Annotated in this window: 20 protein-coding genes; 6 read left to right on the top strand and 14 right to left on the bottom strand. The window is 57.9% G+C overall.

All coding sequences use genetic code 11. The features are described 5' to 3' along the window. Positions 1-10: 10 nt before the first annotated feature. From IEW09_RS14265 to IEW09_RS14215, 11 genes are all read right to left on the bottom strand, one after another. Positions 11-1,249, bottom strand: a complete 1,239-nt coding sequence (locus tag IEW09_RS14265) for an ABC transporter permease (RefSeq protein ID WP_188554868.1) — start codon at positions 1,247-1,249, stop codon at positions 11-13. 4 nt (positions 1,250-1,253) lie between these two features. Then, entirely contained in the window at positions 1,254-2,510 is a 1,257-nt protein-coding gene (locus IEW09_RS14260) for an ABC transporter permease (protein ID WP_188554867.1), read from the bottom strand. Positions 2,511-2,592: 82 nt separating this feature from the next. After that, the gene (locus IEW09_RS14255) at positions 2,593-3,189 is read right to left on the bottom strand and encodes a 3-hydroxyacyl-CoA dehydrogenase NAD-binding domain-containing protein (protein ID WP_188554866.1); all 597 of its coding nucleotides are present in this window, start codon (positions 3,187-3,189) and stop codon (positions 2,593-2,595) included. After that, positions 3,189-3,374 carry a hypothetical protein gene (locus IEW09_RS14250; RefSeq protein WP_188554865.1) on the bottom strand — a complete coding sequence of 62 codons (186 nt, stop codon included), beginning with the start codon at positions 3,372-3,374 and terminating at the stop codon, positions 3,189-3,191. The genes IEW09_RS14255 and IEW09_RS14250 overlap by 1 nt, the downstream gene beginning before the upstream one ends. A gap of 35 nt (positions 3,375-3,409) precedes the next feature. Beyond that, entirely contained in the window at positions 3,410-5,005 is a 1,596-nt protein-coding gene (gene malQ / locus IEW09_RS14245; RefSeq protein WP_229739326.1) for a 4-alpha-glucanotransferase, read from the bottom strand. Between the two features lie 128 nt (positions 5,006-5,133). After that, entirely contained in the window at positions 5,134-6,501 is a 1,368-nt protein-coding gene (locus IEW09_RS14240; protein WP_188554864.1) for a family 8 glycosyl hydrolase, read from the bottom strand. A 62-nt stretch (positions 6,502-6,563) separates the two neighbouring features. Then, complete coding sequence (gene manD / locus IEW09_RS14235) at positions 6,564-7,772, bottom strand: D-mannonate dehydratase ManD (RefSeq protein ID WP_188554863.1); 1,209 nt, start codon at positions 7,770-7,772, stop codon at positions 6,564-6,566. Then, the gene (locus tag IEW09_RS14230) at positions 7,769-10,330 is read right to left on the bottom strand and encodes an alpha-glucuronidase family glycosyl hydrolase (RefSeq protein ID WP_188555266.1); all 2,562 of its coding nucleotides are present in this window, start codon (positions 10,328-10,330) and stop codon (positions 7,769-7,771) included. The genes manD and IEW09_RS14230 overlap by 4 nt, the downstream gene beginning before the upstream one ends. Positions 10,331-10,519: 189 nt before the next feature. Beyond that, entirely contained in the window at positions 10,520-11,731 is a 1,212-nt protein-coding gene (locus tag IEW09_RS14225) for an ROK family protein (RefSeq protein ID WP_188554862.1), read from the bottom strand. A gap of 29 nt (positions 11,732-11,760) precedes the next feature. Further along, on the bottom strand, positions 11,761-12,522 hold the full coding sequence (locus tag IEW09_RS14220; protein WP_188554861.1) for an SDR family NAD(P)-dependent oxidoreductase: 762 nt from the start codon (positions 12,520-12,522) through the stop codon (positions 11,761-11,763). 299 nt (positions 12,523-12,821) lie between these two features. Further along, entirely contained in the window at positions 12,822-14,615 is a 1,794-nt protein-coding gene (locus tag IEW09_RS14215) for a DNRLRE domain-containing protein (protein WP_188554860.1), read from the bottom strand. 333 nt (positions 14,616-14,948) lie between these two features. Between IEW09_RS14215 and pgm the strand changes: the two genes are divergently transcribed. From pgm to IEW09_RS14195, 4 genes are all read left to right on the top strand, one after another. Beyond that, entirely contained in the window at positions 14,949-16,595 is a 1,647-nt protein-coding gene (gene pgm / locus IEW09_RS14210) for a phosphoglucomutase (alpha-D-glucose-1,6-bisphosphate-dependent) (RefSeq protein ID WP_188554859.1), read from the top strand. Between the two features lie 163 nt (positions 16,596-16,758). Then, the gene (locus tag IEW09_RS14205; RefSeq protein ID WP_229739324.1) at positions 16,759-18,015 is read left to right on the top strand and encodes an arsenic transporter; all 1,257 of its coding nucleotides are present in this window, start codon (positions 16,759-16,761) and stop codon (positions 18,013-18,015) included. 146 nt (positions 18,016-18,161) lie between these two features. Next, positions 18,162-18,488: a rhodanese-like domain-containing protein gene (locus tag IEW09_RS14200; RefSeq protein WP_188554858.1), complete on the top strand. Its 327-nt coding sequence runs from the start codon at positions 18,162-18,164 to the stop codon at positions 18,486-18,488. Positions 18,489-18,499: 11 nt separating this feature from the next. Further along, positions 18,500-19,561: a glycoside hydrolase family protein gene (locus tag IEW09_RS14195; RefSeq protein ID WP_229739323.1), complete on the top strand. Its 1,062-nt coding sequence runs from the start codon at positions 18,500-18,502 to the stop codon at positions 19,559-19,561. 3 nt (positions 19,562-19,564) lie between these two features. On the opposite strand, the gene IEW09_RS14190 is transcribed toward IEW09_RS14195, so the two are convergent. From IEW09_RS14190 to IEW09_RS14180, 3 genes are all read right to left on the bottom strand, one after another. After that, entirely contained in the window at positions 19,565-20,518 is a 954-nt protein-coding gene (locus IEW09_RS14190; RefSeq protein WP_188554857.1) for a tyrosine-type recombinase/integrase, read from the bottom strand. Further along, entirely contained in the window at positions 20,515-21,462 is a 948-nt protein-coding gene (locus IEW09_RS14185) for a site-specific tyrosine recombinase (RefSeq protein WP_188554856.1), read from the bottom strand. The genes IEW09_RS14190 and IEW09_RS14185 overlap by 4 nt, the downstream gene beginning before the upstream one ends. 162 nt (positions 21,463-21,624) lie before the next feature. Beyond that, positions 21,625-22,662 carry an aldo/keto reductase gene (locus IEW09_RS14180; protein ID WP_188554855.1) on the bottom strand — a complete coding sequence of 346 codons (1,038 nt, stop codon included), beginning with the start codon at positions 22,660-22,662 and terminating at the stop codon, positions 21,625-21,627. A 134-nt stretch (positions 22,663-22,796) separates the two neighbouring features. Between IEW09_RS14180 and ffh the strand changes: the two genes are divergently transcribed. Beyond that, the gene (ffh, locus tag IEW09_RS14175; protein WP_188554854.1) at positions 22,797-24,182 is read left to right on the top strand and encodes a signal recognition particle protein; all 1,386 of its coding nucleotides are present in this window, start codon (positions 22,797-22,799) and stop codon (positions 24,180-24,182) included. 656 nt (positions 24,183-24,838) lie between these two features. After that, complete coding sequence (locus IEW09_RS14170; protein ID WP_188554853.1) at positions 24,839-25,303, top strand: REP-associated tyrosine transposase; 465 nt, start codon at positions 24,839-24,841, stop codon at positions 25,301-25,303. Positions 25,304-25,320 lie beyond the last annotated feature (17 nt).

The following is a 25,320-nucleotide window of genomic DNA, read 5'->3' as shown; positions in this document are numbered from 1 at the left end:
GTCGCTAAGGTCACTCGTAGCGAAGCGCCTCAATCGGATCGAGGTTCGCTGCCTGGATGGCAGGAATCATTCCGCTCACCGTGCCTACGATGACGAGAACGGCCGTCGCCAGAATCACAATATGCGGCGAGATCAGCAGGTAGATGTCCGCCGCACTCGCATTCGAGGCAATCGCGCTGTAGAAGGTGATGCCGCCCACGGCTTTGCTGACTCCATAGGCCAGCGCGATGCCAGCAATTCCGCCGACTCCGGTAATCACGAGAGCTTCGGCAAGGAATTGCAAGAGGATGTGGCGTTTCCTCGCGCCCAGTGCCTTCTCCACACCAATCTCTCGCGTGCGCTGCTGCACACTAACTAGCATGATATTCATCAGCCCTATACCGGCGATGCCCAGCGTCAGCGTTCCGATAAAGAGCAACAGCACCTGCAATCCCAGCGATATGATGCGGAACTGCGCGAGCTGCTCCATGATGTTAGCCACCCAGATCGCATTGTGGTCTGTCGGACGGAATGCATGCGCGGCTGCGAGCGTATTTCGCAAGGCGCGCTCTACGCTCTTCGGTTCGCCACGATAGTTAAACCAGATGCCATCGAGATATTTGTTGTCCTTAATATCGCCCATGGTTGAAAACGGAATGTAGGTGATGCGATTGATGTTGTCATCGCCCTCCTGCATCTTGGGCTTCAGCACACCAATCACTTCAAAGCTGATACCGTTCAAGCGAATCGTCTGGCCGAGGGGGTAGATTCCGGAGAAGAGCTTCGACGAACCCTGCGATCCAATAACCGCAACATGGTTCCGTTGTTGTAGATCGGCTTCGGTTAGAAAACGCCCTTCGGCCAGATCCATCTTCTGAATGTCCTGAATCTCGGGTGAGACACCATCGACCTCCCACGTGTAGGTGTGCAGATCATTTTGCACTGGCACCTGCTTCCAGAGCACAGGCGATGTATGCAGAACGCCGGGAACCGTCTCCCGAATGCGCTCCACATCGTCCATCTTGAGACGAATCGGCACACCGGCTTTGGCTCCGCCCGCCTGCTCGCTGGTAGTGCCGGGAAAGACCCCGATCATGTTGGTGCCGAACTGAGCGAAGATCGTCTCGAAGGCGCGCCCGAAGCCTGCGCCATACGCCAGGAGAAGCACAACGGTAGCGATGCCCCACGCCATGCCGACGATCGTGATGGCCGTGCGCCGACCGTTGTGCCGCATCGCTTCCATCGCTTGCCCAAAGATGTCTCGCAGCATCGCCTTACTCCTTGCGCAGCGCCTCGACTGGCTGCATCGTCGCTGCACGGCTCGCCGGATAGATGCCAGCCACCACGCCGCAAAGCACAAGTGTACCCATCGCCATTGCCGCCGACCATGGCACCAGCCGCGGCGGATCGAATCCCATCTGGTTGTCTCCCATCGCATGTCCCAACACCATCATCAGCGTGGCTGCACCTGCAATCCCAATCAGGCCGCTGATTCCCGTCAACATAATTCCTTCGAGAAAAAACTGCATCAGAATACTGCTATTGGTTGCTCCCAGCGCCTTGCGCAGGCCAATCTCCTTGGTACGCTCCGTCACCGTCACCAGCATGATGTTGATGATGCCGACCGCGCCCAGTGCCAGCGTGACGATGCCCACCCCACCGAGAAAGACATCCATCGCCGTGAAGATGAGGCCGACGGTCTTATTTGCCTTGATGGTATCCCACTCTTCGAAGGCGTCCGTCAGGCTTGGATCAAAATCATGCCGCTTCGCGATAATGCGATGGACATCAGCTTTCGCGGCCTCGTTCTGGTCTTCGGTTGTAGGTTGGTATTGAATGGAAGTAACAGCATCCGCGGGAATATTCTCGCCAAGAATCGGAAAAAGCTCAAGCATCGTCGACAGCGGAATATAAACCCTTTGATTGTCGCTATCGTTGTTGCCTCGCCCGATCTTGGGAGCGACACCAATTACCTGAAAACGATATCCATTCAGCGTGATGAAAGATCCGACAGAGGGCCGTCCGGGAAACAGCAATTTATTATTCTTCTGCCCTAGAAATACGACCTGTCGATGTTGCGCTTCGTCCGCCGCATTGATCCAGCGACCTTCAGCGACTGGAAGATTACGAATCTGAGGATAGTTCGCCTCTGCTCCCAAAACGGAGCCGCCCGCGCTTGAAAACTCGCTGACCTCCTTCAGATCGCCGCGATCAATAAACGCAGTCGCATTTCGAACATGGAATGCCTCGGCACGAATCGCATCGGCATCGCTCAAAGTCAGTTTGTAGGGCCGCATGCCAGTGTGCTGGTTCGGAAGCGCGGGCACGGTCCCGCTGAAGAGCATGATGACGTCCGATCCCAGCTCAGACAGTCCCCGGCGCTGCCCGGAACGAAATCCTTCCCCCAGCCCGATCAGCAGCAACAAGGAAGCGACGCCCCACGCAATACCAAACATCGTGAGGAACGATCGCAGCTTGTTAGCTCCAATCGATTGGAAGACCTGGGCAAAGATGTCGAAAAGCGCGCGCATGACGATGGTTGGACTTCATTCTCCACCCTACGTTACGCAAATTCCAATAAAACAGTTCCGATTTTTCGTTTATTCGCTGTGCCTATAAAGCTGTGGATATTTGGTTCTTCATCAAGACTGGCACATCGGGATCCGGCTCATTCTGTACATTCCTGCCCAAAGAGCGCAAAAAGCCTCCCATTGCCGTAAGTGCACGGCTATCGGCAGATATTGGATACAACAGCCGGACCATTGGCCCCACGCCAGCATCACCACCCATCAGATCTCCACGCACCGCAAAACACCGCTCAGGACGATACACACAGGATGCCAGATCGGTGATGCTCAAGGCGTCGCTGGGCGTACACAGGATCGTCTTTGGCGGGGCCATCCGATCGATCATGCTGAAGATCTCCAGCTTCGATTCCAGCTCGTCGGGGACGAAATCAACGGCGATATCCGCCTCGCGGACGGCGTCTTCGACGGTCAATGCAAGATCAAGCCTGCCCTGCGATTCGCGCAGGTCCATCTCCGCGAAATCCGCCTCTGCCCGGCGAAGATTTGCCGGCATCACGTCTTCGAGCACCACATGAAATCCAGCGGCGACACAAGCCAAGGCAAAGCTGCGGCCAGCCGTCCCGGCACCAATCACCGCCACCGTCCGAATTTCGAACGGTGACGGCGAACCGACTGGCTGCATTATTTTTTGCTCGCGACAGCGTTGATGACCGACTCGTAGCTCGGTTCAGCGTGCTTGATATGTTCGGCGACGCGCTGACGCTCATCCTCGGTCAAGGACGGTAGCACCGCGAGAATGCGGCGCAGCGTAACCGAAATATCATCAACGTAATTCATCGTGCGGATGGCTTCGCCGGAAAGAGGCATGTAGGCTCCTGAAGTTTTAATGTACCTTCTTCAGTCTAAACGCTGGAACCCAGCTCTGCCTGTCTGTGGACATCATCAGTCGGATTCCCCGCCTCGACTCCGTCTTTCGGGACCTCATAGCCATCACGGTCTGTCATTTCCATCAGCGCTGCCAGCTTGGTCGCAAAGTCAGGATGCAGGGCATGCAGGCCATATCGCCACGTCCAGTTCCCTGCCCCAGCGGCCGGCGTATTCATGCGACACGCACTGCCCAGGTGCAAGACATCCTGCATGGGAAAGATGCACAGATTCGCCACCGATCTTGCCGCCGCGCGCATCATCGCCCATACGATATCGCCGTCGTGCTCAATCGTTTGCAGATAAGTCTGCGCATGGGCACGTTCCATCTCGCTGGCATCGTCGCGCCACCACCCCAGAGTCGTGTTATTGTCATGCGTCCCTGTATAGACCACCGTGTTCTGGACAAAACGATGCGGAAGGTAGAGGTGACTGCCCCGGTCGGAGAAGCCGAACTGAAGAATTCTCATTCCGGGCATGCCAAAGTGCTCGCGCAGCTCATCGACCTCAGGCGTAATCAAGCCCAGGTCCTCGGCGATGAACGGAAGCTCGCCAAACACCTCTTTCAGTCGATTGAATAGCTCATGCCCGGGAGCCTTTACCCACAAGCCATTGATCGCCGTCGGTTCATCGGCAGGGATTGACCAGTACGCCTCGAAGCCGCGGAAGTGATCCAGCCGTATCGAGTCGTAAAGCGTCAGCGCACGCCGAATCCGCGCCACCCACCAGTCAAATCCGCGCTCCTTCATCAAGTCCCACTTGTACAGCGGATTTCCCCAGCGCTGGCCCGTGACCGAAAAATAATCCGGCGGCACGCCCGACACTCGCGTCGGCTTCAAATCGTCGTCCAGCTCGAAGATCTCGGGATGCATCCACACATCGGCACTGTCGTAGTTCACAAAGATAGCGACATCGCCCAGAATGCGAACCTTCCGCTCTGCGCAGTAGGTCCGCAGCGCACACCACTGTTCATTGAAAAAGAATTGAATAGCCTGCTCGATAGCCAGCTCTCGCCCATGCGCGTTCAGCACCGCCGTCAACGCATCGCTCTTCCTGCGCGCATATTCGGCAGGCCAGTCAATCCAACTGACATAGCCATGCATTCTCCGCAACACATTAAACAGCGCGTAGTCAGAGAGCCACGAAATATTGTCCTGGCAGAACTTCTGAAAGCGGGCCCGCATCTCATCCGGTGCGTGGTCGAGAAAGTTCGCAGCCGCCTCTTCGATCAGTGGCAGCTTCATCCGCATTGCCTCTACGAAATCCGCTGGGCCATCATGCCCCGGTAATCCTTCGATTCGATCCGCGCCAATCCAGCCGTCCTGCACCAGCCGCTCCAGGCTGATGAACAAAGGATTCCCCGCAAACGCCGACAAAGCCGAATAAGGCGATCCACCATAACCCGTCGGGCTTAGAGGCAGCACCTGCCACAGCCTTTGTTTGGCCGCAGCCAGGAAGTCCACAAACGCATAAGCCGCCGGGCCGAAATCTCCCACACCACCATAGGAAGGCAACGACGTCACATGCAGCAGAACTCCCGACAACCGATCAGCATTCATCGCTTCCCCACTCATCGCTCCCCCTGTACCGCGTTAACGTTTGATGCCAATTCATCTTTGGTCGAAAACGACGAAAGATCTGTCCCTCTATCGTCCATAGTAGAAGAACAGACCCTTCGAAACAGTTAACAGAATTTTTCGGATTAATGAGGCTTCGGCCCCCAGATGCGGAAGTTGCCGCTGGAATGAAGCAGACTCATCATGTAAAGCATGCCATCGTAATAGCGCTGCTCTCCAGACGGAATGGGTGAATTCCAGAGTGCATCGACAAAGGCCTTCGAGATTGGCCCTTTCGTCGCGGCCAGCCCTGCGGTTGCCGTGGTGGCAACCATTCCCGTGGAGTGTCGTCGTGAGAGCGGTTTACCGTCCAGCGTGTACCGATCGCTGAACGTATCAACCCCTTGGCTGAAGAGAAACTTCTGAATGCGGTCGCTCAGGACGTTCTCTTCCGCATCCTTATGCCACCACGAGTAATCAACCGACCAGTTGCTGGCCGTTCGCCAAGAGTCATACGAAAAGTTAGCCGACATCGGATTGAAGCCCGCCCCATGCGGTTTGCCATCGAAGTCAGCATAGTCAGGTGCAAGCCCTGTACTCGGGTTCGTGGCCTTCTGGAAAAAACTCCGGCTGGCCGTTGCAGCTTCGGCCCAGAAGGCGCGGTCCTCAACCGGTCCCCACCGCGACCACAGCTCATAGAACGCAGGCAGATGATACGAGGGATCAGTGAAGCTGCCGCGGCCCATGCCGGGAACGAAAAGTATCATCTTGTACTTCTCATTCACCATCGGGCCAACTATCTGCGGCTGGTTGCGTGCAGGAAAGCCTGGACGTGTCGGAGGAATATACGGCAGCTCATCGGGCTTCAGACGAAAGGGCGGCGTTCCGGTCTGAATGGGGTGATGGCGCATGAGGCTAAGGATGCGATCGGCCTGCGCCTTGTAGTTATAGATGCCGGTGCCATTACCCCAGCGATTCGCCGCAAAGTACAAGCTCATGACGAAATACTCCTCACCATCAGGAGCAGGAGAGTCAGAGCGAGGCGTGCCATCCGTATGCATCGACCACGAGAAATAGCCAACGGAGGGATTGGCCGGATCGGTGATGAGCATATAAGTATTCGCCCAGTTCCAGATGGCATCAAACTCATGCTTCTTGTTCATCTGGACAGCGATCATCATGCCGTATGACATGCCCTCGGTACGAGCGTCGCGATTGGCGACATCCGTAATATAGGCAAGCGGGCCATTCGCGTTGCGTCCCACCTCATAGTAGACAGTCTGCGTATTTTTATCGCCATGAAACAGTTGCTCGAAGGCAGCATCGATCTTGGCGCGACTCTCCTTTGCGCTATGCCCCTGCTCGGCGAAGAGGTCGCGGTAGTGGCCGGTATGATAAGCCCCAGAGCCATCACCATCTGCAGCCGGTTGTGCCAGCGCATGGAAAGTACCCGCCGAGATAAAAATAAGAACAGCCGCAAACAACGGCAGTCGGGTACGGATGATTCGCATCATAAGATCTCCATGGGCGGACATTTTCCACCAAGTTAGTCTGAGCAAATAAATTGAGCGAACAGCTACCAATCCGTAAGCGTGCCGTCGAGCTTGCGCGCAATTGGTAGATACGCGCGCTGATACGGATACTTCGCAGCGAGTACCTCGTCGATATCGACTCCCAGTCCGGGTGCATCTCCGGGATACATGTACCCCGCGTCGAAGCTGTAGTTGTGCGGGAACACCTCATCGGTAAGCGCGCTATGGTGCATGTGCTCTTGAATCCCGAAGTTATGAACAGCAAGCCCAAGATGCAGCGCTGCAGCCATCGTAACGGGAGAGAGATCGGTGGCTCCATGGCAACCGGTACGCACGTGATAGAGCGCTGCAAAATCGGCTGTCTTCTTTACATGCGTAATGCCGCCACCATGCACAATCGCCATGCGGATGTAATCGATCCACTGCCTGCGGATAAGATCGTGAGCATCCCACACGGAGTTGAAGACCTCGCCCGTCGCAATCGGTGTTGTCGTGTGCTTGCGTATCAGTTCAAAACCTTCCTGCAACTCGGCTGGGCAAGGGTCTTCCATCCAGAAGAGGTGATACGGTTCAAGCGCCTTGCCCAGACGCGCCGCCTCAATGGGTGTGAGCCGGTGATGCACGTCATGAAGCAGATGCACATCACTTCCAAGCTCGACGCGAAGCTTCTCAAAAAGCGATGGCGCAAAGTTCAGATATTTTTCGGTGGACCACAGGCTCTCTGAAGGCAGCCCGCGCTCTGCAGGCTCATACGCCTTGCCGCCCTTAGGCACGCCATAGCTGCCTGCAATTCCCGGCACGCCGGACTGCGCCCGAACCGCAAGGTAGCCTTCCTCCATATGCTTGCGAACAGAGTCAAGCGTCTCAGGAATATCGCTTCCGTTGGCGTGCGTGTAGACAAGCACGCCGTTGCGGCTCTTACCTCCCAGCAGGTTATAGACAGGAGTATTCAACGCCTTGCCCTTGATGTCCCACAGGGCAACGTCGACCGCGGCAATGGCTGCCATGGTGACAGGGCCGCGTCGCCAATACGCTCCGCGATAGAGATACTGCCAGATGTCCTCCGTCTGGAACGGATCGCGACCAATCAGGCATGGGAGGACGTGCTCGGAGAGATAGCTTGCGACTGCCAATTCACGTCCGTTTACCGTCGCGTCACCGAGTCCATAAATCCCTTCATCGGTTTCGATCTTGAGCGTGACAAAGTTACGGTCAGGAGAGCAGATGATCAGGCGAGCGGCGATAATTTTCATTGTTTTGTGATCTCGATGTAGTCAACAGGTGCGGGCTCGGCGCCATCAGGAACACCGCGCAGGGTAAGCATATCTCCAGGAGCAAGTCTTACTCCGGATAAAGTAAATCGCGTACTCGTATGGCCATCCAGCTTTTTGTCCGAAACAGCAGGGGGCAGCGTATTGTCCGCGTTCCAATGCGCGATGCTTCTATCATTCAGCAACAGTTCATATCGCGCTGCGCCGGGATGAATATCAAAATACTGGACAGCAATCTTATAGACACCAACAGGCTTGTCCAGCTTCGTTGTAAGCGTACAGGCAGCGGCGCGATTGCACACCACAGCCTTTCCGCCGGAGGCGGTCTCCCACGGCGTAACATTGACCGACGTGTAGCCGTCACTCTGCATTGCTTCCGCTTCAATCCGGTTGGGATAATGCCCCACTCGTCCCATCGCATCTGGAATACCAGACATACGCAGAAACCACTCACTTACTGCATCCCGCCAGACAACGGCATGTCCCGCCTGATACTCGAAGAGCGCCAGCGTTCGCTGATAACGATCTTCATCGATCAGCCCATGCAATGACTGCCAGCGCGTAGCGTACGTTGCCGCAGCAGCAGCGCCGTCATAGTGCGAGTCATAGACATGCTGAATCACAGTCTTCCCGCTGTGCAGAACATGGTCATAAGGAACATGGTGCATGAAGAGCAGAAGCTCATCCGGGCACGTAACCAGCGACTCATAGACCTTCGCAAGCTCCGGCGGATACTGCCCGATGTATCCCGTACCCGTAGCAACCGTGCGGTCCATGCCAATGCCCTTGTGATCCGCGCGAATCCACTGCCCCCATCCATTCCGCTCCGCCGATTCGATGCCTGGCCCATAATGAACGCCGATAATATCCGTCAACGTGCCCAAGCCAAGCGGCCCCGTGTACTCCTCGTAGACATGCCATGAGTTTCGCTGCAGATCGTCAATCGTCGAGACGACCTTCGGATTGTTGCCAAAGGTAAGCCGCGTCCAGATATCGACGATCTGGTCCGTCGTCAGGTCAGGATTCCACGCAAGCCTGCCATAGCCATAGAGGTTCGCCATAGCCATAGGATGATGAAGCCAGTTATCGTCCAGCCCAACATTGACGACAGCGACAAAGCCTCCCAGCGGCTGATGAAAGCTCTTCCCTTCGACAATCTCTTTAACCGGTGTGCTCCGATTCTGCGCACGCATATCCGTATCGAGCGCCGTCTTCCACATCGGCACCAGAAAGACCATGTGCCGCTGCTGACCGGTGTACTCCTGCGTCACCTGTAGCTCGATCGCCTGATTAGTATGCTGCAGCGCTGCGAAGAGTGGAGAGACCGGCTCGCGCACCTGAAAATCAATCGGACCATTTTTAATCTGGATGACAACGTTCGGTTCAAACTTTCCATCCAGCGCACGAAAGTTGTCATAGCCAGCACGCGCCCTATCGGCCTTCATGTCATGCCAGTCAAGATGCTGGTTGTAAACAAATCCGCGATAGAGAACAACTCCACCATGCGGCTGCAAGGCACGCGCAAGAACATTGGCAGCCTGCGCAGGATTGCGCCCATAGTGCGAAGGCCCGAGCCGCCCCTCCGAGTCTGCCTTCACGACAAATCCACCAAAATCCGGAATCAGCTTATAGATCTCATCCGTCTTCTGCTGCCACCATGCGATGACCTGCGGATCAAGCGGATCGAACGTCGAAAGATGGCCGACCGCTTGAGGGCTGGAGAGGTCAACCGAGAGCGACATGCGAACACCCCACGGACGCAGCGTATCGGCAATCCGGGCCAGCTCGCGCAGCATCTCCGGCTGCAACGTACGCAGATCGGAGTTCACATTGTTGACCGTGCAGCCATTCAAGCCAACCGAGGCCAGCAGCCTCCCGTACTCCGAAACGCGCGTCAAGTCTGCCCGCACGTGGCCGCCGTCAAAGAAGATGCTGCGACCCGCATAGCCGCGCTCAATGGAGCCGTCGAAGTTGTCCCACTGATTCACCCACCGAATAGGCGCAGAGGGCGACTCAGCATCCGGTACAACTTCGTGTAGCTGTCCAACCTGCTCCAGCAGATGAAAGACGCCATATAGTTCGCCCCTGGAGCTGCCGCCTGCAACGATCCACAGATGATGCCCGCGTTCATCCAACTTCGAAATTGCAAACCCCTCCGCCGTCAACCTTGCAGGCTCTCTCCATTGCGGAAGCAACCGGTGTAACTCCATCGGCGTTCCCAGCACAAACGCATCGGCATCAGGCAAAGTGGAACTCATACGAAGATCATCGCCAAGCATACTGTGCAGACCCCGAGCCAGTTCACTGGACGCGCTTCTTCCAACAGAAGAAGTTTCGGCCTGTACGATCTGGCGCGGAAGCGAGCGATCCTGCCGAAGCGCGGTGGCATCGCTGATGCGCTCGTATCGAAGCCAGCCAGCGGAGCCAGTCTCCGCTTGAGCGAAGCCGGCAACAAGGCAAAAGAAACCAACGAGAGCGATAAGAGATCGAAGCCTTAACACAAAAGGGGCCCTCGAATAAAGAGGATGGCGCGCCGTCATAGGCGGCCATCCAAGGTTTGGCTTAGTGGAGGTCATTTACTACGTGACACGAACTTTATCGATATAAAAATATCGCTGTCAAGCATTAACGCAAACTGAATCGATTTAAATCTAATAAAAATCTAAGCAAACCGAGCAAATATTTATTCCTAAACGAAATAAACTAAATCGTCTTCCCCATATAAGGCATTAATGTGTCGAACGGTGATAGCCCGAGTGGCGTTGCAGCACAACTGCTGCTCCGCCACGTAGACGAGACAGTTCGCCGTCATTGGTCACCATCAGCCGCGGTGACGAACCGGCAAGCATCGTGCTGTCTAACTCAGCCTGCACGATTGGGCCAAAGCGGGCCCACGATGTCGTCAGATCGCCAGTGATCAGAATGAGATCAGGCGAGAGTGCGGCCGTAATCAGTCGAAGTCCACGACCCAGATGCATTGCCTGACGCGAGACCGCTTCAATAGCGGCAGCATCTCCCTCTTCGGCAAGCTGCAACAATTCCTGAATCACCAGGGGGCGACTTTTCGGAGCAAGCTCCTTGTAGTACCGAAGCCCCGCCGACGAAGAGCCGAATACCTCCCAGCATCCTCGCTGCCCACAGCCGCAGGCAGGTCCCGCGGGATCGATTGGAATATGTCCGAACTCCCCTGCCAATCCATTGCGGCCTACAACAATCTGCCCATTCGCCAGAATCGCCGTGCCCAATCCCTCGGAGACAGTCACCAGCACGGCGTTGCGCACCCCGTCGATTCTGCCGAACCATAGCTCCGATAGAAGACAGGCGTTCGCGGCATTATCCAGCTCCACCTGCAACTCCATCCCTGTTTCTATCGCGCCCTTCACGTCGTAGTCCGACCACTGCAGGTTCGGTGCAAGAATCAGCCGCTGCGAGTCGGGATGAATACGGCCCGGCAAACTGACACCAACCCCTTCAAACGTCTTGTTCTCGTGGCGGCCTCGCATCGCCTGCATCGATTCGATAATTTTGCTCACCGAGCGCTCTGGGTCGGAGACCAGAGGAACAACCTCGCGCTCAAGAAAACGCCCATTCAGATCGACGATTGCGACGATAGCCTGCTGAGGGCGCAGATCGGCGACCAGAATAACCAGCCCATCGTTCAGAGAGAGCAGAGTCGGTCGTCGCCCCCGCGGACGCCGCACCACTGCTCCTTCTGTGATCCATCGCTCGCTGAGGAGTTGCTCCACAATGGCCGAAACAGTGCTTGGCTGCAAACCGGAGAGCCGTGACAGGTCGGCGCGCGCAACCGGCTGTCGAGCACGAATTAGTTCAAGAACAATATCGCGATTAATATCGCGCGCACTCTCGCTCGATGCGAGTTCGACATAGGCCAGATCGACATGTCTTCCACGCGCAGCAACTTTTGTAGTTCGCAGAGCCATTTTTTGAGTCGTAGGTTTCGCCATAGAATCTATTGATTCACCCCGCTGGCAAAATAGCCGCCATCGACAGAAAGAATCTCTCCGGTCGTATAGGCGGCTTCATCCGATGCAAGAAAGACTGCGGTTCCCGCAACCTCATCAACACGGCCGAAGCGGCGCATCGGCGTTCGCAACAAAAGCTCATGGCCACGCGGCGAATCGAGCAACGCACGATTTAACTCAGTGGGGAAGATTCCCGGTGCAATCGCATTCACGCAAACTCCTCGCTCAGCCCACTCCACCGCAAGCGAGCGAGTCAGCGCGCCAACTGCGGCCTTGCTCGCCCCATAAGCGGCGACGTCGCGAAAAGCAACAAAGGTTGAGAGCGAAGCAATGTTGATAATGCGGCCATATCCTTGTTCCAGCATCGACGCACCAAAGATCTGACAGGCGCGCAGCGTGCCGTTCAAATTGACGTTCATGATGCTTTGCCACAATGTCTCCGGACAATCAAGCGTCGGTATCCGCTTCGTGACGCCCGCCGAGTTGACCAGGATATCGATGCGCCCAAAATGCGACTTCACCGTGTCGTGCAGCGCCTGCAGCGATCGACGGTCTGTGACATCGGACAGAACTCGCAGCGTCTTTCGTCCCGATGCCTCTAACGTCTCTGCCATGGAATCCACCGATTCCGCCGATCGCGATGAGGCAACAACATCAGCACCTGCTGAGGCCAGCCCCAGTGCGATGGCCCTCCCAATCCCCGAGGTCCCTCCGACAACGACCGCGCATCTTCCTGCAAGATCAAACATGGTCCACCACTCTCCTCTTTTCGGAGTGTGTATCTAGATTGGAATAATAAATCTTCTGCTTATAAAATATCAGGGCCACGGAATAGTATCAGAAAACGCGACTCCCCCTAAAAGAACCAGGTATTTAAGCCATTTATTTTCAGCATAATAATCCCGTGTCTTTGCAGAAAAAATCCAACACGCAACATTGACACAAAAGCAACCTCTCCTATAGAGACGAATTTACTTCATGTGCACAAATAATGTCATTCTTTTAAGCGAATTGTGGAACAGAAGATCGCCGATAAACCGTTACCGCATTAATTGCAGGCTACGGCCATCCATACAGCTGCCGGTACTCCGTTCGCGTTGCTTACTTCAAAGTCCACGAAGTTTCCCGCCGCCACTGCGACGCTTCCGGTCACCGAACAGGAGCCGCTCGAAGACGCCTTACAGCTTAGCGACGTGTCCGCCATACTTCCCGGCGTTCCCTGCCGCAGCATCACAGTAATTGCATTCGACTGCTGCGAGTACACGTTCAGTGATGTGGCCGTACAGCCCGCTGGAACCCATGTCAGTACCGAAGCATCCTCGTTTCCACTCGCGTTCGTGTTGTTCACGGAATAGTAGATGTTGTTGAACGAGACCGAGTGATACATCGAGCCGGACAAAGCTCCCGAGACACTGCCCGTTCCTCCGCCTGTTCCATTCGTTCCCGCCGCACCCTGTGGAATGGTGAAATTCAAGACCGCTGCCGTCGCCGTCCCGCTATTGGTCACACTTGCCATCGAACCTGCTGCACCGGTAGTCACTGTCCCGACACTTACCGTCGCTGCCACACCCTGCGGACCGGTCGCCCCCACACTTCCCTTCTGCGCCAGCACTGCCCACGCCGCGGGATACAGGTCCGGCTCCATCCCCGCGTTGCTCACCAGCGCCAGATATGTACTGCCATCGAACGACGCTGCATCGCTGACCTGATAGGTCACCCCCAATCCCCAGTTCCCTCGATAGTTCATCCCAACTGAGCCAGCCACACCCGCTGGTCCGGGCACCCCCTGCGGTCCGGAAGCACCTTGCGGTCCCGTTGCTCCGGTCGCACCCACTGGCCCTTGCGCCCCCGCCGCACCCTGCACCGCCAGCACACTCCAGTACGCCGGGTTCGTCCCCGGAGTATTTCCGTGATTTGCCGCAGCTATCGAGATATAGCTGGCTCCCTGATAGCTCACAGCATCATTCACCGCATAGTTCACAGTCGATGAGTAGGCTCCGCGAAACGCCATTCCAGCCGGTCCCGAAGGTCCGGCTGGCCCAGTTGCTCCCGCTGCTCCAGTTGGCCCAGGCGCACCGGCAGGACCAGGGATACCTTGAAGTCCCTGAGGCCCTTGCAGTCCTTGTAACCCTTGAGGTCCCTGCGCCCCGGTAGCACCCGCTGGACCGACTGGCCCCATCGCTCCCGTGTCTCCCTTAGCGCCGGCAGGCCCCGCTAGACCTTGGGCTCCTGCTGCACCCGCGGCTCCAGTCGCGCCCGTCGATCCGGTCAACCCAATCGGCCCTGCTGGGCCGGTCGGACCAACAGGACCAGCAGGACCGGCGGTAGCCAACGTCACATCCAGCACTGCCGCATGACCCGTCAGGTCGTTTTCCTTGCTGTCGAACTGCACTCCCGCAATATCCGCAGTCAATGCCAGGCCATTGTTCGTCGCCGGAGCAGTAATCCACCCCTGCACCAACGATGTCACGTCCACCGTCACATAGGCTCCCGCTGCATCCACCTGAACCGCCTGCGCCGCACTCCCCAGCGCGGGCAGCGTCGCATAGGTCACGCTATATTCGCCCCACGCTCCATTCACGGGATGCACGCTCACCTGTCCGGCCGCATCCACCCGATTGCAATACAGTCGAAGCATCGCCCGTGAAACTTGCCCCGCAGTTGTCCCCGCAGGCAGCACTCCCAGGTCAAACTGCAGCAACGCTGTATACCCGGCACCCACGTTCAGGTTTGAGATTGCACCGCTGTTGACTCCGGGCAGAGCGCTGTTCACATGCGCATCCGCCACCAAAGTTGCCTCGACCGCCCACACCGGCCCCGCAGCAAAGAGCCAAATCGCCAATCCAAGCCAAAGCAGAGCTTTCCTTGCAACACCCATCAAAACCCTCAGCAGGGAGCGGTCCTTCGCCGTGCAAACAAAGGACCGGCCTGCCAACCTTCCAACGTTCGGAGCTCAGCGATGCACGTTGCGCTGGACATGGACTGCCCATGCAATTAGTAGTGTGTTTTTAACAGAAACCAGGGAGCACCACCGTTTTAGGTCAACTCAAACCGAAACACAAGCATCCACGCATACGACTTCCGTGTCATTGTGTCTCACCGCAAATTTCCTTCTCGAAGCTGCATCTCATATAGTTCAAGTGTCGGCACCATTTACAGCGAGGACATCGAACGCATGCACACAGCCCCAGCCAATCAGCCCGGTCAGCTTCCCCTCCCTGCATCGCTGGTCAATCTTCCCCACCTGATTACCGCCTATTATTCGCTCCATCCCGATCCCGCTGTCCCCGCGCAGCGCGTCGCCTTCGGGACCTCCGGCCATCGGGGCAGCTCCTTCAGCGCATCTTTCAACGACGACCACATCGCAGCCATCACCCAGGCCATCGTTGAGTACCGCGCCTCGCAGCACACCCTCGGGCCACTCTTCCTCGCCAAAGACACCCACGCCCTCTCCGAGCCCGCCTTCACCACCGCGCTCGAAGTCCTCGCCGCCAACGACATTGAGGTCATGATCGACGAGCACCTCGGCTACACTCCCACACCAGTCCTCTCCCACGCCATCCTCACCTACAACCAGAACCCCAAGCTGCACCGCGCCGACGGCATTGTCATCACACCGTCGCACAATCCTCCCGAGGACGGCGGCTTCAAATACAACCCACCCTCGGGCGGCCCCGCCGACACCACCGCCACCAAGTGGATCGAGAACCGTGCCAACGAACTCATCGCCGATGGACTCAAAGACGTAAAGCGCATCTCTTATTTCCGCGCACTCGGCGCAGACAAGACCTACCGCCACGATTACATCACCGCCTATGTCAATGATCTCGGCAACGTCATCGACTTCGAAGTCCTCCGCGGCAGCACTCTCAAGCTCGCCGTCGATCCGCTCGGCGGAGCCGGTGTCCACTACTGGCCACGCATCGCCGAGCAGTACAAACTCCCCATCGAAATTCTTAATCTCAATGTCGATCCCACCTTTCGCTTCATGACCTGCGACTGGGACGGCCGCATTCGCATGGACTGCTCCAGCCCCTACGCCATGGCCAGCATGATCGCCAACAAATCAAAGTACGACGTAGCCTTCGCCGCCGACACCGACCACGACCGCCACGGCATCGTCACCCGCACCACCGGTCTGCTCAACCCCAACCACTACCTCGCCGTCTCGATCCAGTACCTCTTCACCCACCGGCCCGAGTGGTCGGAAAAAGTCGGCATCGGCAAAACCCTCGTCTCGTCCAGCATCATCGACCGCGTAGCCAAGGGCCTCAACCGCCCCATGCTCGAAGTCCCCGTAGGCTTCAAATGGTTCGTCGACGGCCTCATCGACGGGACCCTCGGCTTCGTAGGCGAAGAGTCCGCCGGAGCCACCTTCCTGCGCCGCAACGCCAAGGTCTGGACCACCGACAAAGACGGCCTCATCCCCGGCCTGCTCTCTGCCGAGATGACCGCCGTCACTGGCAAAGATCCCGGCGAGCTCTACCGCGAACTCACGCAGAAGTACGGCGACCCAACCTACCAGCGCATCGACGCCGCAGCCACCAAAGAACAAAAAGCCAAGCTGGGCAAGCTCTCCCCCTCGCAGGTCACCGCCAAAGAACTCGCCGGAGAGCCCATCACCGCCATCCTCACAGAAGCTCCCGGCAACCACGCTCCCATCGGCGGCCTCAAAGTCACAACGGAAAACGGCTGGTTCGCCGCCCGCCCCTCCGGCACCGAAGATGTCTACAAGATCTACGCCGAATCTTTCAAAGGCGAAGCTCACTTAAAGAAGATCCAAACCGAAGCCCAACACCTCGTCAATACAGCCATCGCCTGAACGGATCGATACAGAAACTTTCAACAAAGTAGCAACATCTCGATTGACACCATCTCGATTTGAACAGCCCAGCCTGACTACGCGCAGTTTTGCTTAAGGGCACGGCTTCAGCCGTGCCATCACTGCGCGATATAAAGTGGGGCTTTAGCCACTGAGGTACGTTTTGTCCCCAGCTCACATCGCCATCTGGATCATCTCCGCCCTCAGCATCGCGCTGATGCTGATCCGCCCCCGCGACCTCCCCGAAGCCTGGTGGATCGGCATCGGCGCAGCGGCCCTCGTAGTCTTCCGCCTGATTCCCCTGCACCTCGCCATCCACGCCATCTCCGAAGGCAGCGACGTCTACCTCTTCCTCACCGGCATGATGCTGCTCGCCCAACTCGCCCACATGCACGGCGTCTTCAACTGGCTCGCCACCATCGCCATCCAACACGCCCGAGGCTCGCGCACTCGCCTCTTCACCCTCATCTATATCGTCGGAACCTTCGTTACCATCTTTCTCTCCAACGACGCCACCGCCGTCGTCCTCACTCCCGCCGTCCTCGCCGCCACACGCAAGTCAAAAGTAGAGCCGCTTCCTTACCTCTTCATCTGCGCCTTCATCGCCAACGCCGCCAGCTTCGTCCTCCCCATCTCGAACCCCGCCAACCTCGTCGTCTTCCACACCGGCATGCCGCCGCTGGCCCAATGGCTGCGCATCTTCCTCATCGCCTCCATCTTTTCCATCGTAGCCACCTACCTCACACTCCGCTGGTACTGCCGCAAAGACCTCACCGGCTCCATCGAAGTCCCAGCAGAGACACTGCACCTCTCCGAAGCAGGCAAGCTAACCTTAATCGGCATAGCCATCGTCGCCGCTGTTCTTCTCACAGCTTCTGCAATGGGCAAAGACCTCGGCCTCCCCACCTGCATCTCGGCAATCCTCATCGCCGCAGTTATCTCCATCCGCGAACGAACCCGCCCCGCAGCCATCCTCTCCGAGATCTCATGGAGCGTTCTCCCCCTAGTCGCAGGCCTCTTCATCATGGTCGAAGCCATCAACACCGCCGGGGCACTTCACCTCTCGCAGACAGCGCTCGAAAATCTGCAACACCTGCCCCCCATCGCAGCATCGATGGCAGCCGCCTTCGGCACAGGCATCGGCACCAACCTCATCAACAATCTTCCGCTCGGCCTCATCGCCGCAGCCAGCATTCAAGCCACCCACATCACCGGAGCACTCCGAAACGTCATCCTCATCGGCATCGACCTCGGCCCCAACCTCTCCGTTACCGGCTCGCTGGCTACCATCCTCTGGCTCATCGCCATTCGCAAAGAAGGCCAGAACGTAAGCGCATGGAAGTTCCTAAAAGCTGGCTGCATCATCATGCCTCCAGCGTTAGCACTCGCCACCATAGCCGTCGCACTCTTCACGCATTGAAACCTTGAGCAGCCGTAGAAGCTCGAAGCCATCAAAAAAACGTCGTCATTCTGAGCGAAGCGAAGAACCCCCGTATTTGCCGTTGCTGTTGCCTGTTCTTCGTTCCTCCACATCTGCTCCATCCTGAATCCCTGATAATAGAAGTCATGCTAGAACCCGAGATCACCGCCGAAGACTTTATCCAGCAGCGCCAGCAACCCAACCCACCCATCCTGCTCGACGTGCGCGAGCCATGGGAGTTCCAAACCGCAAGCCTGCCCGACAGCCTGCTTATGCCGATGGGCGAAGTCACCTCGCGCGCGCATCAGGAGCTCGACCCCGACGCCCACATCGTCGTCCTCTGCCATCACGGCGTGCGCTCGCTCTCTGTCACCATGTGGCTGCGCAACCAGGGCTTCGATAACGCGCAGTCCCTCGCCGGAGGCATCGACCACTGGTCCCGCGCCATCGACCACACTGTCCCTCTCTACTAAATAGCTACGCAATGCTAAAGTTGGCTCTCATGCTCACTCGCGCCAAATTCTGCCGCCAAATTCTTGCGTCCGCAATTCTGTTCGCCTTCGTTTGCCCCTTCGCCCTCCACGCGCAGACACCGCAAGGAAAGATCGCTCCCAAGCCTCTCTTCCGCGATCCAGTCCACGACGGCGCAGCCGATCCCACCGTTATCTGGAACCAATCAAAAAAACAATGGTGGATGTTCTACACCAACCGCCGCGCCGATCAAACCCCAGCCGATCCGAAAGACGTAGCCTGGCTGCATCAGACTCGCATCGGCATCGCCACCTCCAGCGACCACGGCGCGACATGGAAGTATCGCGGCATCGCCAACATCCCCTACGGCCAACCCGACTACACCCAGTGGGCACCCGCCATCATTAATGTTGACGGCACTTACCACATGTTCCTCACCATCGTGCCCGGCACCTTCCACACCTGGGACGCTCCGCGCTACATCATCCATCTCACCAGCCACGATCTCGAACACTGGAAGTTTCTCTCAAAGCTCGATCTCGCCTCCGACCGCGTCATCGATCCCTGCGTCTTCCATCTCCCCAACGGCACATGGCGTCTCTGGTACAAAGACGAGCGCGACCACAGCCACATCCACTTCGCCGACAGCACCGACCTCAACACATGGACTCCCCGCGGTGCCGCCATCACCGACCGCTCCAGCGAAGGCCCCATCGTCTTCCGCTGGCACGATGAGTACTGGATGATCGTCGATGCCTGGCACGGCCTCGGCGTCTACCACTCCACCGACGCAACCAACTGGCAACGCCAACCCGAAAATATCCTCGGCATACCCGGCACTATTCCCACCGACCGCACCATTGGCCACCACGCCGACATCATCCTCAGCGGCCAGCGCGCCTACATCTTCTACTTCACTCATCAAGGAGGCCCGGACGACGATCCTTCGTTACCGCACTCCGGCTCACGCACTGTCATTCAGATCGCCGAGCTTCACTGGAATAACGGCGCACTCACCGTCGATCGCAACCAACCCACTCACGTCTGGCTCGAACCCGGAGAGCCCAACCGTTAGCTCCTACTTCGCACGCGGATGCGTCTCGTCATACACGCGCTGCACCTGCCCCACCGTCAACTGCGTGTACCGCTGCGTAGTCGACAGCCGTTCGTGCCCCAACATCTCCTGAATCGCCCGCAGGTCCGCCCCCTCTTCGAGCATGTGCGTCCCAAAGGCATGGCGCAGCGTATGCGGATGCACATCCGCCGCCAACCCTCGGCTCAAGGCAATCGCCTTCACAATCCGCCCCACGCTCCGCGTCGTCAACCGGCAATCGCCGCGCATCCGCAGATTGGTTAGCAGCGGCCCATCATGCACCAGCCCACCCTTGCCCGCCGCCTTCAGCTTCGCCTCACGCAGCGGCAGATAAATCCGCAGCGCCGCCGCAGCCTCATCTCCCAACGGAACCAGCCGCTCCTTCTTTCCCTTGCCACGAACCAGAACGGCATCGTCGCGCCATTTCACGCTGCCCATATTCAAACCCACTAACTCCGAGTTGCGAATCCCGCAGCCATACAACAACTCAAAGATCACACGATCACGCTCCGGCCACGCCGCCGCCTCAGCCTCATCTCGCTTGGCCGGCTTCTCCAACGAATCGAGCACGCGATTCACCTCTTCCATGCTCGGCACGCGAGGCAGATGCAGCGGACGCTTCGGCGTACTCACCAGCAGCGCCGGATTCTGCGCGACCTTCCCTTCCTTCGCCAGCCACTTAAACCAGCTCCGAATCGCCGCCAGCGCCCGCGCTGCACTCGCCTTCGTCAGCCCACGCTCGTACAACACGCCAAGATACGCCCGGATATGCAGATGCTCCACCGCATCGATTCGCGCATCCTTGCCCAGCGTCTCATTCAAATAAGCCGCAAACCCACGAACCTCCCGCGCATAAGCTCGCACCGTATGCTCCGACGCCCCGCGCTCATTCGCGAGCATCGCCAGAAATCCCTCGGCCAGTGCCGCAATCTCGCTCATTGCGCCGCCGCCTCACGCCGCTTCCCCCGCGGATGATGCGCCCGATGCACCGCCTTCAAATGCCCCAGCGCCACATGCGTATAAACCTGAGTGGTCGCAATATCCGCATGCCCCAGCAGCGTCTGCACGCTCCTCAAGTCCGCACCATGCTCCACCATATGCGTCGCACAGCTATGCCGCAGCATATGCGGACTCGCCTTCGTCCCCGTCCCCGAAGCACTCCGCACCATCTCCCAAACCCACTGCCGCGTCAACGGCTTCCCACGCACACTAAGAAATAACGCCCGCGACAAAGCCCCACGCCGCACCAACCCCGGCCGTCCCATCGACAGATAACGCTCCAGCGCCTCCACCGCGCTTCGCCCCAGCGGAACAATCCGTTCCTTATCGCCCTTGCCTCTGACCTGCGCCCGAGCCTGATCGAGATGCAGATCCTCCACGCCCATAGAGCAGATCTCTCCCACCCTCAACCCACCCGCATAAAGCAGCTCCAGAATCGCATGGTCGCGCAGCGCCAGCCCATCCGCATCCGCCGCCCTCGCAGCCACTCCCGTACGCTCCAGCATCTCACCCACTTCACCCTCGGCAAGCGACTTCGGCAGCACCTTCCAACTCGAAGGAGTCTCCACATTGACGGTCGGATCATGGTCGATCCGCTTATCCATCAGCAGCCAGCGATAGAACCCCCGCAGCGCACTCAGCTTCCGCGCAATCGACCGCGACTCCACCCCATGCCCGCGCAGCCCTTCCATAAACCCGCTCACATCGGCCTGCACCGCCGACACCAGCACACTGTTCCGTCCCTCTATATGCTCTGCAAACTGCTCCAGATCGACCTGATATGCCTCACAACTCGCCGGTCGCAGCCCTTTTTCGACACGCAGATACGCAACAAACTCCCGCACCGTCTGCGCGTTCCCCGCAACCTGCTCCACTGCTCGCATAGAAGTTGATTATCCCGCGCCACGCGCCTCGCTACATCCTCAACTCTGCGAATGTACCCATCTGGCTACGCACCAAGTCCGCTACTTGCCAATCTTCGACCGTGCAAAACAATGCTGGCCTGGGTGGTCGCCCGAGCCAGCATCTCAATCAATAAAGCCCCTTTACCAGCGCGGAATATTCTCCAACCGGTCTGAAGTCTGGAACGGAACCATCCACCCCGGATACTCCGGCGGCAGAGCGCTCACCTCATCCAGCGTCTTCATCTCATCGGCGCTCAGCTTCAGATCGACTGCAGCCAGATTGTCCTTTAGCTGCTCCATCCGCTTCGCCCCAATAATCACCGACGTCACAAACGGCTTGGCCAGCACATATGCCAACGCAACCGTGGCAACCGAAGCTCCATGCGCCTCCGCAATCGGCCTCATGACGTCGACAATCTTCCATGTGCGCTCTTTGTCCACCACCGGGAAGTCGAACTCCGACCGCCTCGATCCCTCCGGCTTCTGGTTCTCGCGGCTGAACTTGCCCGACAGCAGCCCACCCGCCAGCGGACTCCACACCAACAGCCCCATCTTCTGGTCCTCCAGCAGCGGCACAATCTCCCGCTCCAGATCGCGTCCGGCAATCGAGTAGTAAGCCTGCAGAGTATCGAACTTCGCCAGGTTCTTCAGCTCCGAGATCCCCAGCGCCTTCATAATCCGCCACGCATGCCAGTTCGACAGCCCGATATACCGCACCTTCCCCGACTCCACCAGCGTATTCAAAGCACGCAGCGTCTCTTCAATCGGAGTCACCGTATCCGTCCCATGAATCTGGTAGAGGTCGATATACTCCGTCTGCAGCCGCTTCAAGCTCGCGTCCACCGCATCCATAATGTGCCCGCGCGAAGCCCCCACATCGTTCCTGCCCGGCCCCGTCCGGCCAAACGCCTTGGTCGCAACCACAAGGTCTTTCCTTGCAATCCCCAGGTTCTTCAGCGACCGTCCCACCGTCAGCTCCGAGTGTCCCGCCGAATAGACATCCGCCGTATCGATGAAGTTCACTCCCGCATCCACCGAAGCCTTGATCAGCTCATCGGCCTCCTGCTGCCCCGATCCGCCGATCTTTCCCCAGATTCCCTCACCCGGTCCAAACGTCATCGTTCCCAGACAGATCGTCGAAACCTGCAAACCTGTATTGCCCAATAGCTTGTATTGCATGCCAAACACCTCAGATAAAAATTGCCTGCTTTCATTGGATGCCCCACCCCTCAGAAGATTCACCACCGCGCCCGCAAACCCCTAAAAATCACCTGCATTTAATCCAACCCGCCACTGATAAACTCAAACCAGTCATGTTTGAAAACCTAAGCGACAAACTTCAGCGCTCCTTTAAGAACCTCCGCGGCCAGGGCACCATCACCGAAGAGAACGTCTCCGACGCCCTGCGCGAGATACGCCTCGCCCTGCTCGAGTCCGACGTCAACCTCGAGGTCGTCACCGAACTCATCGAGCACATCCGCACCCGCGCCCTCGGCGAACAAGTCGCCACCGCCCTCTCGCCCTCCGAACAGATCGTCAAGATCGTCCACGATGAGCTCGTCAACGTTCTCGGCAAGGACACCGCCCGCTTCCAGAAGTCCTCGCAGCCACCGTCGGTCATCCTCATGGCCGGGCTACAAGGTTCAGGCAAAACGACGACCTCCGGCAAGCTCTCCCAGTGGCTCAAAAAAGCCGGACACCGGCCCATGCTCGTCTCGGTCGACGTCTACCGCCCCGCCGCGCGCGAGCAGCTCGCCATCGTCGCCCGCTCCACCTCCTCGCAGATCTACGAGGGCAAAGTCACCGACGCCAACCCCGGTACCGAAGACGTCCTCCGCCTCGCCAAAGAAGCCAAGCGCGAAGCCGCCAACTACGGCTGCGACATCCTCATCGTCGACACCGCAGGCCGCAACCACATCGACTCCGAGCTGATGGACGAGATGGCCGCGCTCAAGAAACTGCTCAACCCCAGCGAGATCCTCTTCGTCGCCGACGCCATGACCGGACAGGACGCCGTCAACTCCGCCAAGGCCTTCAACGACCACCTCACCATCACCGGAGCCGTCCTCACCAAGATGGACGGTGACGCCCGCGGCGGCGCTGCCCTCTCCATCCGCCACGTCACGGGAGCACCCATCAAGTTCCTCGGCACCGGCGAAAAGCCCGACGCCTTCGAGCCCTTCCACCCCGACCGCATCGTCAGCCGCATCATGGGTCACGGCGACATCGCCACCCTGCTCGAACGCGCCGAAGAGCGCCTCGACCGCGGCAAGGCCGAGCAGTTCGCCAAAAAGGCTCTCTCCGGCGACGGCTTTTCGCTCGACGACTTCCGCGAGCAGCTCCGTCAGATCAAAAAGATGGGCAGCATGAAGTCCATCCTCAAGATGCTCCCCTCGGTCGGCCCCTTCGCGGGCATGTCTCAGGCGGTCGAAAACGTGGACGAAGGCCAGTTCACCCGGGTCGAGTCCATCATCAACTCGATGACGAACAAGGAGCGCCAGAACCACGAGCTGATCAACGGCAGCCGCCGCAAGCGCATCGCCGCAGGCTCCGGCACCACCGTGCAGGACGTCAACAATCTCCTTCGCCAATACGGCCAGATGCGAAAGATGTTCAAAACCATGGGCTCAGGCGGCGGCATCAAAGCCCAGCAAAGAATGATGAGCCAGATGCAACAAAAACAACGCTTCGGCAGGTAGATGGCCAATCACATCCAGTCAAAGAGGCTCGCGTCGAATCGCAGTTTGATTAGCTGGGTACTCTACGCTGTGTTGATCTCGATAGGGACACGCTTTTTTTACGATAATGGCTGGCGTGAATTTAGCCATCTCACAATTGCAGGTGCTTGGTTTTTACGACTAATAGCAATTCTTAGTATTCTTGCGACCTCGTTCGCCACAAATCTAGTCGCGAAAACTATACCTAGCGGACGCCATATCCGAGCCTTTTTGTCAGGGTTATTTAGCGGCGTCTCACTCCACTACTTATCTGCGTGGATTGGCAACCATTTTTTAGGCGGATACGCTCATCCAGATCCATTCAGTTTCGGAAGCTTGATGTCAGAAGGTTGGGGGATGATGATGTACGGCTTTGTCACACCCCTTATTGGAATACTCGCATTCATCCGTGCCGAATTTGATGCATAGCTCATACCGCAGCATGACTGTGCCGTACAGTCCAATGAAGATTGGGCATTCTCGCAGCCACAAACTGGCGGGTGGCCCACATTTAGACCTTCACAACCTTGGGTGGCGGGTGGCCCACATTAGCCCCCCACACGCTGGGTGCCCCATATCTCGATTTTGAGATGTGGGCATTCGCGCAAAGCGCGAACCCGATACCCTAAAATCACCCCATGCCGCTCGGCCTAAAGCGATACCAACAAGAAGGCGACGACCACTTCATCACCTTCAGTTGTCACCACCGCAAACCCTACCTCAACACTCCAGCCTCAAGAGACATCTTCCTCGACTCCCTCGAGCGCACCCGCAACCATTACCAATTTGAAATCCTCGGCTACGTCGTCATGCCGGAGCACGTCCACCTGCTCGTCAGCGAACCTCCCGACGATCTCTTATCGAAGGCCCTTCAAGCCCTGAAGATCTCCGTCGCCAGACGCCTCACGGAACGCCCTTTCTGGCAGACCCGCTACTACGACTTCAACGTCTTCAGCCACGACAAGCGGGTCGAGAAGCTGAAGTACATGCACCGCAACCCGGTCAAACGCAGCCTCGTTATGCAGCCCGAAGACTGGCATTGGTCATCCTATCGCCACTATCTTCTGGAAGAACCGCCCCCGGTCTTAATCACCCAGCCTTAGAGATCGTTCCGCGAAAC

The organism is Edaphobacter dinghuensis (assembly GCF_014640335.1).
In the GTDB taxonomy this organism is placed as follows: Bacteria; Acidobacteriota; Terriglobia; order Terriglobales; family Acidobacteriaceae; genus Edaphobacter; species Edaphobacter dinghuensis.
This window is presented reverse-complemented; position numbering and strand designations above follow the sequence as displayed.

Bases quoted from the DNA above. Each gene is read 5' to 3' on its own strand.
- IEW09_RS14195 (WP_229739323.1), top strand. From the start codon at position 18,500: ATGCTAAAGTTGGCTCTCATGCTCACTCGCGCCAAATTCTGCCGCCAA.
- IEW09_RS14180 (WP_188554855.1), bottom strand. From the start codon at position 22,662: ATGCAATACAAGCTATTGGGCAATACAGGTTTGCAGGTTTCGACGATC.
- malQ (WP_229739326.1), bottom strand. From the start codon at position 5,005: ATGAGTGGGGAAGCGATGAATGCTGATCGGTTGTCGGGAGTTCTGCTG.
- IEW09_RS14190 (WP_188554857.1), bottom strand. From the start codon at position 20,518: ATGAGCGAGATTGCGGCACTGGCCGAGGGATTTCTGGCGATGCTCGCG.
- IEW09_RS14240 (WP_188554864.1), bottom strand. From the start codon at position 6,501: ATGATGCGAATCATCCGTACCCGACTGCCGTTGTTTGCGGCTGTTCTT.
- IEW09_RS14230 (WP_188555266.1), bottom strand. From the start codon at position 10,330: ATGACGGCGCGCCATCCTCTTTATTCGAGGGCCCCTTTTGTGTTAAGG.
- IEW09_RS14250 (WP_188554865.1), bottom strand. From the start codon at position 3,374: ATGCCTCTTTCCGGCGAAGCCATCCGCACGATGAATTACGTTGATGAT.
- IEW09_RS14220 (WP_188554861.1), bottom strand. From the start codon at position 12,522: ATGTTTGATCTTGCAGGAAGATGCGCGGTCGTTGTCGGAGGGACCTCG.
- IEW09_RS14185 (WP_188554856.1), bottom strand. From the start codon at position 21,462: ATGCGAGCAGTGGAGCAGGTTGCGGGGAACGCGCAGACGGTGCGGGAG.
- IEW09_RS14255 (WP_188554866.1), bottom strand. From the start codon at position 3,189: ATGCAGCCAGTCGGTTCGCCGTCACCGTTCGAAATTCGGACGGTGGCG.
- pgm (WP_188554859.1), top strand. From the start codon at position 14,949: ATGCACACAGCCCCAGCCAATCAGCCCGGTCAGCTTCCCCTCCCTGCA.
- IEW09_RS14200 (WP_188554858.1), top strand. From the start codon at position 18,162: ATGCTAGAACCCGAGATCACCGCCGAAGACTTTATCCAGCAGCGCCAG.
- IEW09_RS14260 (WP_188554867.1), bottom strand. From the start codon at position 2,510: ATGCGCGCGCTTTTCGACATCTTTGCCCAGGTCTTCCAATCGATTGGA.
- manD (WP_188554863.1), bottom strand. From the start codon at position 7,772: ATGAAAATTATCGCCGCTCGCCTGATCATCTGCTCTCCTGACCGTAAC.
- IEW09_RS14170 (WP_188554853.1), top strand. From the start codon at position 24,839: ATGCCGCTCGGCCTAAAGCGATACCAACAAGAAGGCGACGACCACTTC.
- ffh (WP_188554854.1), top strand. From the start codon at position 22,797: ATGTTTGAAAACCTAAGCGACAAACTTCAGCGCTCCTTTAAGAACCTC.
- IEW09_RS14225 (WP_188554862.1), bottom strand. From the start codon at position 11,731: ATGGCTCTGCGAACTACAAAAGTTGCTGCGCGTGGAAGACATGTCGAT.
- IEW09_RS14265 (WP_188554868.1), bottom strand. From the start codon at position 1,249: ATGCTGCGAGACATCTTTGGGCAAGCGATGGAAGCGATGCGGCACAAC.